Consider the following 12,178-nt stretch of genomic DNA (forward strand, 5'->3'; position numbering starts at 1 on the left):
TTTTGAGACCATGCGTCATACGCTGCAGCCCGCACGTTTCCTCTCCACACTTCTGGCAAGCGCTGCCATTGCTTCCCTCACGCTGACCGCCAGCGTTCAGCCTGCCGATGCGTTTCTGGACCGGATTTTCGGCGGACGTCCCGTGGACGAGCCCCAGCCTGTTCAGCCGGCACCGGCGCCGGTGCTGGACAAGGCCGTGATCGCCGCCAACAAGGTCTCCGCTCCGAAATATTACACGTACAAGGCCGATCAGCTGGCGGCCTTCTCTCTGAAGGCGCTGGCCGTAAGCCCCCAGCCCGCAGCAGCTCAAACGGCCGGCGGTGCCACGTCCGGTGAGACTGGCACAGCGCTGACCGTGTCCGCTCAGCCCGTTGCACCTCAGGCCGTTGCACCTCACTCTGTGGCTGACCAGACCGGCAGCATCGCTTCGCCGGCCGTTCAGCCGGAGCCCGCCGAGGATAAGGCGGCTCTGGCCTTTGACGCGGCACGCCCGGCCTTTGCTGCGCTCAGCTTCAAGGCCTTGCCGGAAGTGGCAAAGGTGGTCGAAGCGTTCTATGCGCAGGAGCCGCGTTTCATCTGGGTCGAAAATGGTGCGCCCGGTGCCCGGTTTGCCGCGCTGAAGTCCGAGCTGGAGCGGGCAGGGGATTTCGGGCTGGATCCGGCCGATTACCGGGTCGAGGCGCCTGCGCTCACCGGCCTTGAGCCGGCGGCCCGCGATGCGGCTCTGGTGGATTTTGAGGTCAAGGCGTCCATCGCGGCGCTGACCTATGTGCTGGATGCGCGCCGTGGCCGTGTCGATCCGAACCGCATCTCCGGCTATCACGACCTGCCGCGCCACAAGGTGGACCTGACGGCCGAGGCGAAAGGACTGGCGGCGGCTGCCGATGCGGGACAGTACCTGCGCTCGCGCCAGCTGGCATCGCCCCAGTTCACCGCGCTGGTTGAAGAGCTGGCGCGGCTGAAGCGCGAGACCGCCGATACCCCGCAGGTGGTGATTGCGGCCGGCACGCTGCTGAAAGCCGGCAAGTCCAGCCCCGAGGTGAAGAATGTGGTCGCCGCCATCCGCCTGCGCGGCTCGGCGGCGCTTCTGGAGGCGCACAAGGATCTGCTCGACACCTATATGGGCGAGGAGCTTTACAGCGATGCCATCGCCGGTCTGGTCAAGGCCTATCAGGCCGAAACCGGGCTCAATGCCGATGGCGTGGTGGGGGCGGGCACCATCCAGGCGCTGACGGGCGAAAGCAACGCCTCGAAGATCGCCAAGGTGGAACTGGCGCTGGAGCGGATGCGCTGGCTGCCGGAAAACCTGGGCGAGCGCCGCGTCTTCATCAACCAGCCGGCCTTCACGGTTGCCTATTTCGAGCCGGGCAAGACGCCGCTGGAAATGCGCGCGGTCATCGGCAAGAAGTCGAACCAGACCAACTTCTTCTACGACACCATCGAGACGGTGGAATACAACCCCTATTGGGGCGTGCCCTATTCGATCATCGTCAATGAGAAGCTGTCGAAGCTGCAGCAGGATCCGGCGTGGCTCGACAAGGCCGGATATGAGGTGACGACGGCGGCGGGCAAGCCGATTTCCTCGGCCAGTGTCGACTGGCATGCGGTGGCCACCGGCAAGATGCGGGTCAACGTGCGCCAGCGCCCAGGCGATGACAACGCGCTTGGCGAGCTGAAGATCCTCTTCCCCAACAAGCACGCCATCTACATGCATGACACGCCGTCGCGCTCGCTGTTCAAGAAGGACATGCGCGCCTTCAGCCACGGCTGCGTGCGCCTTGCCGACCCGCGCGCCATGGCCGCCGCCGTGCTGGGCAAGACCGAGGCGCATGTGGCCAGCCGCATTGCCACAGGCAAGAACAACTCGGAAGACGTTGCCGGGAACATCCCGGTCTATATCGCCTATTTCACCGCCTGGCCGCAGACGGATGGCAGCATCGGCTATTTCGGCGATGTCTATGACCGCGACGCCTATCTGCAGAAAGCCCTCGAGGCCACCCGCAAGGCGCGGGGAACGGCGGAAAGCTGAGATCTGAACGCATAGAACTCATGAAGGCGGCCCAACCGGGGCCGCCTTCAGTTTATTGACAGACACGTCACCTCTCCATCGTCATCCGGCCAAGCCCAGGACGCGCCAGGACCAGTGAGCCAGGACCAGTGAGCCGGCGGGCAGAAGGTGATGACGCACGAAGCCGTAACGCTCGTCCGCCACACGGTCCCGGACGCTCTTCACGCATCCGTTGTTACCGTCTGCTTGCCGATGACCTGCAACGGTCCTTGCCGGTCGGCGGAGCCCGTCTGATTGGACAGTCTGCCAAGCAGGCGGCATGAAAGGTCCCCCGCGAATGGGCAGCCTGCGTGACGTCACCACGCAAGCCGCCAATCTTTCGGGGATTGTTCCTGTCGTGGTCTGCGCCCTCCCGGAGCCGGGCGATGCCGCGAGCATGGTGTTTGGGATCACGGGGCGTTCGTTCCGCGGAGCCTATAGGCCAACTGGGGCCTGCTCAGTCCAAGCAACTCGGCGGCGCGTGCCACGTTTCCGGCAGCCCGGTCCATGGCGAGCGCATAGAGCATTCCGTTCAGACGCTGCACATCAAAACCGTCGGCATCAAACGCCATGCGGGCGGCGGTCTCAAGAGATCCGGCCGAAGCCGTGGGCGCCATATAGGCGCGGAGTTCAGCCCAGGCTTTTTCAACCGGGGCAGCTTCGATCTGCTGCGACGGCGATGCCTCCATCATCGCCTTGCCGATGATCGTTTCAAGGGAAATCAGGTTCTGCTGCAGAGGCAGGTCCGATAGAACGCGTGCCGCTGCTGGGCTCAACTCCCGGACGGGCGCGTGGATTCTCGCGGCAATCGTCTCGGCCATGCTATGCGCAATTTCCGGGATATCGCTGCGGCGCGCCGACAGCGGCGGCATCACCACGCAAGTTGCCGTCAGGATGCATCGAAGTGCAGGACGCAGACGGCAATCGGCGCTGAAGTCTGCCGGTGAGGCTTCGCTCAACATGATCAGCAGAGGGCTGCGGCGCAGCAGATCAGGGGCGGCGCGCAGATGGTTCTCCAGCAGGATCTGAGGGCCTGGGTCCAGCGCTTCGGGATCCTGCAACACAAGCACCTGGCGCGTACCCGACCGGTTTGCAGGTGGCGTGAGCAACGCAAGCAGTTTCTCCTGCGTCAATCCATGTCCAGGCACGAAGTCCAATGTCCTGGTGCCCGGAGCCACAAGCTTGGCGAGATAGCCGGCAGCGATGGCCTTGCCACTGCCGGCCGGCCCGCTGATCAGCGCCGGCAAGCCCGACGCGGCAATTCTCTCAAGCTGGCCGCGCACCGGTTCCACCACCACGGCTTCGAGCCGCGCAATTCCATCCTTCGGGTTCGCCCGCGGACTGGCCCGCTGCGGCCGCGTGCGGACTTCCTCACTGAGATACCGCGGCATGATCTGCTGGCGGAACAGCTGGACCGTGAGATCATCCTCTCCCCAGACCTCCGCCGGTTTTCCGACCACCCGGCAGTGCTTGTGGCCCATCGCCTTGCACTCGGTCTCCTTGTAGACAATCAGTTTACCGAGCGCGTGGGTGGCGTAGCCGGATGCGTAGCCGACCAGCGACCAGCAGACCGGCTCACTTGCGTCGCCATAATGTTTGCGGTGTTCGGAGGCTTCGGCGCTTTCATGCCAGAGGAACTCGCCCGAGAATTTGCCCTTCTTGAAGTCGAAGTCATTGTGGACGGTTTCCACGCGGGTAACGCCGCTGACGGTATGCAGCCTCGTGCCGGCGGTAAAGGCATCACCCGGATCAAGATTGGGCCAGGATGCCTGGACAAAACGGGAGTCTTCGACACCAGCCTGAAAGCCGAGCCGCAGCAGAAGCACGAACGCATCCTCGCGCCCGTAGTTGCGCACGATCTCCTCACGCAGATGGCTGAGAAAGCTCGTCCGCTGCAGGACCATCCTGGCGTCGCCGAGACGCAGGACCCCATTCACCGGACTGAAGACGAGATGCGCCAGCAATTCGCGCAAGGTAGGCCTTCCACCCCGGTCGAGAAGCGCCTCCTGACCGCTGTTGATCTTCATGATGACCTCCCGTTCATCAACCGCACCGACTGGCTCGATCGAGCCATAAAGTGACGAAATAATAAACCGGTTTCATCATTTCATTCATTGCAAGGCTGATAAACGGGCGGCTGGTCCTGTCATTTTTGCGCTGCAGCGACGATTTTAGATGTTTTGAATCAATAGCTTGAGTTCTGTCTTCAATGTTCCTGGAGTTTCGCGGAATTATCCCGTTGACCCTCTCCTGACCTGAAATCCAGAGTGATCTTACTTGCTGAGACAAGGAAAACCGGGAGGAGATTTTCCATGACCAAGCTGGCGCAGATCGTCAGACTGCCTGAAGAACCGCATCACCAGACCATTCTGAAATATGCCCGCGAGGGCGCTCATATTCCGGGTGATGATGCCCGCAACCCCTGGGTTCCCTTCGGCGACAGCGCTGCGATCAAGCACTTCTGTTTCGACGTTCGGACCAACTCGGTCGCCAATATTCTCTGGGTGAAGGGCGGCGGCCGGATCGGTACGCACCGTCACCGCGGGGTCGTCTCGGCTCTGACGCTGGAAGGCTCTTTCGCCTATTACGAGTATAGCTGGGTCGCACGGCCGGGTGATTTCATCTACGAGCTGCCGGGTACTGACCACACGCTTTATTCAGACGATCCAAACGGCGTGAAGGCCATTTTCTGGATCAATGGCCCCATCGAATTCTACGACGACAAGGGCCAATACGATTTCACCGCGGATGTCTTCTGGTTCATCAACCACTATACGAGCTACTGCGAGGAAAAGGGCATTCCAATCAACCAGGAAATGTTCATCTGAGATCTTCCAGACATCAACGGATTGCTCGCATGTCATTGCAGAAAATGTTCGATGTGGCCGGAAAATCGGCCATCGTCACGGGCGCAGCCAGCGGACTTGGCCGCGCTTATGCGGAAGTACTGGCCGAAAACGGCGCCAAGGTCTGCCTGTTCGACATCAGCCGGACCGAACTCGACAACACGCTCGGCGCGCTTCGCCGGGCGGGGGGAAATGTATGGGGCGCCAATGTCTGGGGACAGGCTGTGGATGTCACCGACCGGACCAATATGGAGGAGGCCTTCGCCCGCGTCTTTGCCGAGCATGGCAGCATCGATATCGTCTTCGCCAATGCCGGGATCGATGCGGGGCCGGGCTTTCTGACGCCAGAGGGCGAGCGCAATCCGCATGGGGAGATCGACAATCTCGAAGACGAGCATTGGGACAAGGTCATCGCCACCAATCTGACGAGCGTCTTCAACACGATCAAGCTGTCTGCGCGCTACATGAAACAGTCGGGCGGCGGGCGTATCATCGCCACATCATCCTGTGCCGCCCTCTACAACGACGGAATCGTCGGCACACCCTACATGCCGGCCAAGGCCGGCGTGGCGCATCTGGTTCGCCAGGCCGCCATGGAACTGGGCCGTTACAACATTCTCGTCAATGCCATCGCACCCGGACCGTTCGTGACGAATATCGCAGGTGGAAGGCTGCGGAACGCCGCCGACCGGGCGGCCTTCGAGAAATGGTCGGTCCTGCATCGCGTGGCCGAGACCTCCGAGATCAAGGGGCTCGCGCTCTATCTGGCATCACCGGCCTCGTCTTACGTCACGGGCGCGCAAATGGTGATCGACGGGGGGCTGCATCTACGGCCCGGAGATTGATTCATTCGGGGCGGCGGGCATGGAGGAGATGACCCGGCGCCGTTTTTTCAGCAACGGGAGGGGAGCATGAAAACTTTACTGGAAGGCATCAACGGGACGCGGTTTTCGCGCCGCACTGCATTGAAAACCATGGGGGCAGCTGCCGCGACTCTCGCCATGCCCGGCCTGGTCCGGGCATCCGGCGGCAAGATCAAGGTCGGCTTCATCAGTCCACTGACAGGTCCGCTTTCGCCATTCGGCGAGGCCGACAGCTACACGCTTGACATCGTCAGGGAACTGCTGGCGAACGGCATCCAGAACGATGGAAAGACCTATGAGGTCGAGATCCTGGTGCGCGACGCCCAGTCCGATCCCAACAAGTCGGCGGAACTCGCGGGCGAACTGATCCTCAACGACAATGTCCAGCTTCTGATCCCTGCATCCACCACCGACGTCATCAATTCGGCCGCCGATCAGGCCGAGCTCAACGGCGTGCCCAGCATCTCGTCCGCCGCGCCATGGCAGGCTTTTGTGATGCCGCGGGGCGGCGATAAGATGCCTTTTGACTGGACCTATCACTTCTTCTGGGGGCTTGAGGACGCGCTCGCAACCTTTGTCGGCCTCTGGCAGTCGCTGGAGACGAACAGGAATGTCGGCATGCTGTTTCCGCGCAATGCGGATGGCGAAACCTGGGGCAACCGCGATTATGGTCTGCCGCCAGCTGTCGAAAATGCCGGTTTCACGACCATCGTGCCGAGCATGTTTCAGCCGCGCACGAATGATTTCTCCGCGCAGATCTCCGAATACAAGAGGGGCGGCTGCGATATCGTTGGCGGCATCACCTATGTGTCGGACCTCAAGACCTTCATCACGCAGGCCAGCCAGCAGAAGTTCAATCCGAAGGTGGTCACGGTCGCCGCAGCCCTGCTGTTCCCTTCGGGCGTGGAGGCGATGGGGCCGCTCGGCGAAGGCATGAGCTCGGAAGTCTGGTGGACGCCGGCCTTCCCGTTCAAGTCGTCGCTGACCGGCGAAGACAGCCGCGCCGTGGCCAATGCCTGGGAAAGCAGGATGAAGAAGCAATGGATCCAGCCGCTGGGTTATGCCCATGCGCTGTGGGAAGTTGCCATTGACGCCTTGAAACGCGCGCGGGATCCGCTGGACCGGACTTCCATCCGCGACGCGTTGAAGGCGACCGACCTCAACACGCTGGTCGGCCCGATCAAATTTGGCTCCGGGCCGCATGCCAATATCTGCAAGACACCGATCTTCGGCGGCCAGTGGGTGAAGAGCGACAAGTGGATGTACGATCTGAAGATCGTCGACAACTCCGTCAGCAAGCTCATTGAGCCCGAGGCCCAGCTTCAGCCGATCAAATGGTCGTGACGCTGTGAAGCGCTTCCGGACACCCTGAACAGGATGTCCGGAAGCGCCGGTTTCAATGCACAAGAGAGCATGTGATGGCGCAGATCATTCTATCGGGCCGGGGAATATCCAAGTCCTATGGTGCCCTGAGGGTCCTGCATGACCTGGATATCGACGTCCACACCGGGGAGATCCTCGGAATTCTGGGACCGAACGGGGCAGGCAAGACCACGCTGTTCAACATGATCAGCGGTGACGTGACGCCGGATTCCGGCGAGGTCGTGTTCAAAGGCGAGAGGCTGCGGTCCGAGCCGGCACACAAGCGCTGCCGCCGTGGCATTGGCCGGACCTATCAGATTCCGAAGCCTTACGCCGGCATGACCGCTTTTGAAAATCTCATGGTCGCTGCCATGTTCGGCGCATCCTTGAGCGAAAGGCAGGCGAATGCCTTTTGCGCAGCGATCCTTGAGGAATGCGGCCTGTCGGCAAAGGCCAATCTGGCAGCCGGATCGCTCACACTTCTCGACAGGAAGCGCCTTGAACTGGCGCGGGCATTGGCAAGCAACCCGGCACTGCTGCTGCTCGATGAAATCGCCGGGGGGCTTACCGAAGAAGAATCCCGCCAACTGGTTGAACTCGTCCGGAAGATCCGGGAGCGCAACATCACGATCATCTGGATCGAACACGTGCTCAACGCAATCATGGCGGTGGCCGACCGGCTGCTGGTCCTGAATTTTGGCGAGAAAATCGCCGAGGGGCCGCCGAAGGAGGTGATTGCCAATCCGGATGTCCAGCGCGTTTACATGGGGATCGAGGCATGACAGCGGCGCCACCTCTTGTTGCAACACGGAACCTCATGGCCCGCTATGGCGATTTCCAGGCCTTGTTTTCGGTGAACTTCAACATCTCCGCCGGAGAGACCGTTGCCCTCATCGGCGCCAACGGTGCCGGCAAATCGACATTCCTGCGGGCGCTCATGGGGCTGCTGCCCGTTGACCGCGGCATGGTTCTGTTCGAGGACCAGCCGGTTGGCGGCAGTCAGCCGCATCACATGGTTCAGCTTGGCGTCGCCATGGTGCCGGAGGGACGGCGCCTCTTTGCCGGAATGTCGGTCGAGGACAATCTGAGGGTTGCCATCGATCATGCCCGCAAGACCAGCAGCAGGATCTGGACACTGGAGCGCATCTACAAGCTCTTTCCGGTTCTGCGGGAAAGGCGCAGTGCCCAGGTCGAAAAGCTGTCGGGGGGACAGCAGCAGATGGTGGCCATCGGGCGCGCGCTTCTCGCCCAGCCCCGGCTTCTGCTCTGCGACGAAATCTCGCTTGGCCTTGCGCCCAAGGTGATCCGCGAAATCTACGAGGTTTTGCCGGAAATCGCCCGCACAGGCACCTCCATCGTGCTCGTGGAGCAGGATGTGATGCTCGCCCAGAGCGCCTCCAACCGCCTGTACTGCATGCTCGAAGGGCATATCACGCTCGAAAGCATGTCGTGCGACGTCACCCGCGCGGACATCGCGCAAGCTTATTTCGGAGCTGGTCATGAAGTGGCTTGATGCCTTGATCCAGGGCGTTCTGCTTGGCGGCATGTATGCCCAGTATGCGCTCGGCATGGCGCTGATGTTCGGTGTCATGCGCCTCGTCAATATCGCGCATGGCGATCTGGTCGTGCTGCTGGCGCTGATCGGCATATCCGCCTCCGTCGCCTTCAGCATGGGACCGCTGCCGCTGGTTCTGGTTCTCGTGCCCCTGGCGGCGCTGATCGGCTGGGGCCTGCAAAAACTCGTGCTCAACAAGGTGGTCGGCGGAGATCCGCTGCCTTCCCTGATCGCCACCTTCGGTCTTTCCATCGCATTGCAGAACCTGATGCTGGAGATCTGGTCGGCTGACACCCGCTCGATGCAGGGGGGAGGCATCGAGGCGGCCTCGGTGGATATCGGCGGCATCTATATCGGCCTGCTGCCGTTGCTGATCCTGATCGCTGCAACGCTTCTCACGGGAGGGCTTGACCTCCTCATGCGCCGTACGCGTTTCGGCCGCGCGCTGCGCGCTGCCGCTGCTGACACCGAGGCAGCGGCCATGACCGGTGTGAACCCGCTGGTCGTCTATGCCTATGCCACGGCCATTGCCGTGGGCATTCTCGGCCTATCAGGCGTCTTCTTCGCGCTGCGCGCCACCGTGTCGCCCGCCGATGGCCCGGCCCAGCTGATCTTCGCCTTCGAGGCGGTCATCATCGGCGGCATGGGCTCGATCTGGGGTGGTTTCGCCGGCGCGATGGTGCTCGGCATTGCCCAGGCCATCGGCTTCCGCATCGATCCGGGCTTTGGAACGCTGGCGGGCCATCTTGCTTTTCTGATCGTTCTTGCCACCCGCCCGCAAGGCCTGATGAGCAGAGGCTGACCCCATGACCACCGCAAATACAGCTCTTCCAACCGCTGCCGGCATGGCTGGTCCCGATGTGACGGTGATCCGCCACACAGGTTCCAGCCGGGTTGCTGCGGCGTCCTGCATCGTCCTTCTCGCCGCGATGATCACAATGCCCTGGTGGGGGCATTCAGGCCATATACGCTGGGTGGTGGAATTTTCCGTCTACCTGGCGATTGCCCAGATGTGGAACCTTCTGGCCGGTTATGCCGGTCTCGTCTCCGTCGGCCAGCAGGCCTTTGTCGGCGTCGCCGGGTACACGGTGTTCGTGCTTGCCTCCAATTTCGGCATCAATCCATTCCTGGCTGTCTGGCTCAGTGTCCTCGTGCCGGGGCTGCTCGCGCTTCCGGCCTATGCCCTGCTTCATCGTCTCGACGGGCCCTATTTTGCCATCGGCACCTGGGTGGTGGCAGAGGCGGTGATGCTGATCGTGTTGAATATCGATTATGTCAACGCGGGCTCGGGCATGACGCTTCGTGTGATGAGCCAGTATTCTCTTCATGAGCGCCAGGTTGGAATTCTCTGGCTTTGCGCCTCGATGCTGTTTGTGACCGTGGGCGGCAGCTACTGGCTGCTGCGCTCGCGCCATGGGCTGGCGCTCAGGGCGATGCGCGACAATCCGGTTGCCGCCGAAAGCCAGGGCGTCAACGTCAAGAGACTGCGGTTCCTGATTTTTGTGGCCGCGGCCATGGGAACCGGACTTGCCGGTGCGATCTACTACATGGCGCAGTTGCGCATCACGCCGGCCGCCGGGTTCAATCCAAGCTGGGCGAACATCTGCATCTTCATCGTCATGGTCGGCGGTATCGGAACCATCGAAGGCGTGCTGGTGGGGGCGCTGATCTATTTCGTCGCCGACCGCTTCTTTGCGCAATATGGCGCGGTCTACATGGTGGTGCTCGGCCTGATGACGCTGCTGACCGCCCTTTATGCCCGTCAGGGCGTATGGGGCCTGATCTCCAGCCGCATCCACATCCCGCTGTTCCCCGTTGGCCGCAAGCTGGTCACACCTCAAGCAACCAGGACCGGGAGGACGTCATGAAGGCCGCGCTTTTCGACAGGATCGGTAAACCGCTCGTCATCGGCGATGCCGAGGATCCGAAACCGCGGCGCGGGCAGGTTCTCTTGAAGGTTTGCCGCTGCGGGATTTGCGGCAGCGATCTGCACATGACCTCGGAGGAAGTCTTCGGCGTTCGCAAGGGCGATATTCTCGGCCACGAATTTTCCGGGGAGATCCTCGAGACCGGCGGCGATGCCTTCGGGCTGAAGGTGGGCGATCAGGTCAGCGTTGCGCCCATTCGCGGATGCGGGAGCTGCGCCTCATGCCTGCGCGGTGAACCCGCATGGTGCGAAAAGATGACCCTGATCGGCGGCGGCTTTGCGCAATATGCGGCCGTCGAGGCGCATCAGTGCCGGCGGCTGCCATGGGGGATTTCCGCGGCCGATGGCGCGCTGGCGGAGCCGCTGGCCGTGGCGCTGCATGGCATTGCCCGGTCAGGGATGAATCCGGGCGATACCGTTCTGATCGCCGGTGCCGGCGCGATCGGCCTTGCGGTCGCCTTCTGGGCGCGGCGCATGGGCGCGCGCAAGGTTGTTCTGGCGGATCTGACCGATTTGCAGGCAGAGCGTGCGATGACCCTCGGGGCCACCGGCTTCGTGATTTCGGGCCCGGACATGGCAGACAGGGTTGCTGCCGAATGCGAGGGACCGCCGGACATCGTGTTTGAATGCGTCGGCCGGCCCGGCCTGATCGACCATTGCATCGGACTGGTCCGCCCGCGCGGCAAGGTCGTCGTCCTGGGGCTTTGCACGGCGCCGGATCATCTGGATTCCTTCCGGGCGATCTCGAAGGAAGTAACGGTCGTCATGTCCGTCTTCTTCAACATGCACGAATTCGCCAATGCCATCGACGCCCTGGATTCGGGCCGCTTTGCGCCGCAGAACCTGATTTCCGAGGTGGTGGGACTGAACGCCATGCCCCTGGCGTTCGAATCCCTGCGCCAGCGCACAACGCAGTGCAAGGTCCTGGTCGATCCCTTCGCTGAGCAGATGGCCATGCTGTGACCATCACCCCTTGCGCGGCCACAGCCCGCCGCGCAAGGCCCATTCCCCGCAGTGCCGCGAAGGGCATCGGCAGAAACCGGTCTCGCCTGCGCCCACCCGCACCTCCACCGCGCCGCCCCGGCCTGGAAGTCTTCGGCATGCCGGGGCCTGTCATGGTCCTCAAAGCTCCCAATAGGTCATCCCGGCCTCCGAGCCGGGACCGGAGAGCCGGGGTGCTAGTGGAGCGTGACGGGAAGCCCCGGCTCACCGCTCCCGGATCTCCGCTGCGCTGCGTCCGGGATGATGATGGAGGGGAGGGGGCTGACCTGTCGGGAGTTACATTCTCTACAGTTTTCCTGCCATTGCGTCCCTTACAGGTCCCGGCACAGGACCGGGACGGCGCGGAGTGTGGGATGGTGCTGGTGCCCGCCTAACCCGCTCTTGGATCGGTTTTTGTTATTGCTTGCGCTTTACGGATGGGACACGGCTTGCGGACGAAAGCTGTCACTGCCGCCACCTGCTCGAGCCGGTCGGAAACTTCCACCGGCAGAAGCCGAGGCCAACTTCTACGCAGCTCTCGGAATTGAAACCATGGCCGCGTAACTAAACGAAATCGGCCTCCGGCAAACCCAGCGC

10 protein-coding genes are annotated in these 12,178 nt (G+C 62.4%); 9 read left to right on the forward strand and 1 reads right to left on the reverse strand.

Annotated elements, in window-relative coordinates:
- The first annotated feature begins 10 nt into the window (after positions 1–10).
- On the forward strand, positions 11–2,029 hold the full coding sequence (locus IF10I1_RS14505) for a murein L,D-transpeptidase (RefSeq protein WP_186393341.1): 2,019 nt from the start codon (positions 11–13) through the stop codon (positions 2,027–2,029).
- Between the two features lie 428 nt (positions 2,030–2,457).
- Here the strand turns inward: IF10I1_RS14505 and IF10I1_RS14510 are convergent, their stop codons facing one another.
- On the reverse strand, positions 2,458–4,074 hold the full coding sequence (locus tag IF10I1_RS14510) for a XylR N-terminal domain-containing protein (protein WP_186393342.1): 1,617 nt from the start codon (positions 4,072–4,074) through the stop codon (positions 2,458–2,460).
- 285 nt (positions 4,075–4,359) lie between these two features.
- On the opposite strand from IF10I1_RS14510, the gene IF10I1_RS14515 reads away from it, so the two are divergent.
- The 8 genes from IF10I1_RS14515 to IF10I1_RS14550 all read left to right on the forward strand — a co-directional run bounded on the left by IF10I1_RS14515 (position 4,360) and on the right by IF10I1_RS14550 (position 11,563).
- A complete protein-coding gene (locus tag IF10I1_RS14515) occupies positions 4,360–4,875 on the forward strand; it encodes a 2,4'-dihydroxyacetophenone dioxygenase family protein (RefSeq protein WP_186393343.1) in 516 nt (171 codons plus the stop codon).
- A 29-nt stretch (positions 4,876–4,904) separates the two neighbouring features.
- Positions 4,905–5,738 carry an SDR family NAD(P)-dependent oxidoreductase gene (locus IF10I1_RS14520; protein WP_186393344.1) on the forward strand — a complete coding sequence of 278 codons (834 nt, stop codon included), beginning with the start codon at positions 4,905–4,907 and terminating at the stop codon, positions 5,736–5,738.
- 66 nt (positions 5,739–5,804) lie between these two features.
- Positions 5,805–7,100: an ABC transporter substrate-binding protein gene (locus IF10I1_RS14525; protein ID WP_186393345.1), complete on the forward strand. Its 1,296-nt coding sequence runs from the start codon at positions 5,805–5,807 to the stop codon at positions 7,098–7,100.
- 74 nt (positions 7,101–7,174) lie between these two features.
- Positions 7,175–7,900, forward strand: coding sequence for an ABC transporter ATP-binding protein (locus IF10I1_RS14530; RefSeq protein ID WP_186393346.1), 726 nt, complete (start codon positions 7,175–7,177; stop codon positions 7,898–7,900).
- Positions 7,897–8,631 (forward strand): ABC transporter ATP-binding protein, encoded by a 735-nt coding sequence (locus tag IF10I1_RS14535; protein ID WP_186393347.1) that lies wholly within the window; start codon positions 7,897–7,899, stop codon positions 8,629–8,631. The genes IF10I1_RS14530 and IF10I1_RS14535 overlap by 4 nt, the downstream gene beginning before the upstream one ends.
- On the forward strand, positions 8,618–9,475 hold the full coding sequence (locus IF10I1_RS14540; protein WP_186393348.1) for a branched-chain amino acid ABC transporter permease: 858 nt from the start codon (positions 8,618–8,620) through the stop codon (positions 9,473–9,475). The genes IF10I1_RS14535 and IF10I1_RS14540 overlap by 14 nt, the downstream gene beginning before the upstream one ends.
- 4 nt (positions 9,476–9,479) lie before the next feature.
- The gene (locus IF10I1_RS14545) at positions 9,480–10,541 is read left to right on the forward strand and encodes a branched-chain amino acid ABC transporter permease (RefSeq protein WP_186393349.1); all 1,062 of its coding nucleotides are present in this window, start codon (positions 9,480–9,482) and stop codon (positions 10,539–10,541) included.
- Positions 10,538–11,563: a zinc-binding dehydrogenase gene (locus IF10I1_RS14550; protein ID WP_186393350.1), complete on the forward strand. Its 1,026-nt coding sequence runs from the start codon at positions 10,538–10,540 to the stop codon at positions 11,561–11,563. The genes IF10I1_RS14545 and IF10I1_RS14550 overlap by 4 nt, the downstream gene beginning before the upstream one ends.
- Positions 11,564–12,178 lie beyond the last annotated feature (615 nt).

Source organism: Pannonibacter sp. I15F10I1 (assembly GCF_900185665.1).
Lineage (GTDB): Bacteria > Pseudomonadota > Alphaproteobacteria > Rhizobiales > Stappiaceae > Pannonibacter > Pannonibacter indicus.

Bases quoted from the DNA above. Each gene is read 5' to 3' on its own strand.
- IF10I1_RS14545 (WP_186393349.1), top strand. From the start codon at position 9,480: ATGACCACCGCAAATACAGCTCTTCCAACCGCTGCCGGCATGGCTGGT.
- IF10I1_RS14505 (WP_186393341.1), top strand. From the start codon at position 11: ATGCGTCATACGCTGCAGCCCGCACGTTTCCTCTCCACACTTCTGGCA.
- IF10I1_RS14515 (WP_186393343.1), top strand. From the start codon at position 4,360: ATGACCAAGCTGGCGCAGATCGTCAGACTGCCTGAAGAACCGCATCAC.
- IF10I1_RS14525 (WP_186393345.1), top strand. From the start codon at position 5,805: ATGAAAACTTTACTGGAAGGCATCAACGGGACGCGGTTTTCGCGCCGC.
- IF10I1_RS14535 (WP_186393347.1), top strand. From the start codon at position 7,897: ATGACAGCGGCGCCACCTCTTGTTGCAACACGGAACCTCATGGCCCGC.
- IF10I1_RS14550 (WP_186393350.1), top strand. From the start codon at position 10,538: ATGAAGGCCGCGCTTTTCGACAGGATCGGTAAACCGCTCGTCATCGGC.
- IF10I1_RS14520 (WP_186393344.1), top strand. From the start codon at position 4,905: ATGTCATTGCAGAAAATGTTCGATGTGGCCGGAAAATCGGCCATCGTC.
- IF10I1_RS14530 (WP_186393346.1), top strand. From the start codon at position 7,175: ATGGCGCAGATCATTCTATCGGGCCGGGGAATATCCAAGTCCTATGGT.
- IF10I1_RS14540 (WP_186393348.1), top strand. From the start codon at position 8,618: ATGAAGTGGCTTGATGCCTTGATCCAGGGCGTTCTGCTTGGCGGCATG.
- IF10I1_RS14510 (WP_186393342.1), bottom strand. From the start codon at position 4,074: ATGAAGATCAACAGCGGTCAGGAGGCGCTTCTCGACCGGGGTGGAAGG.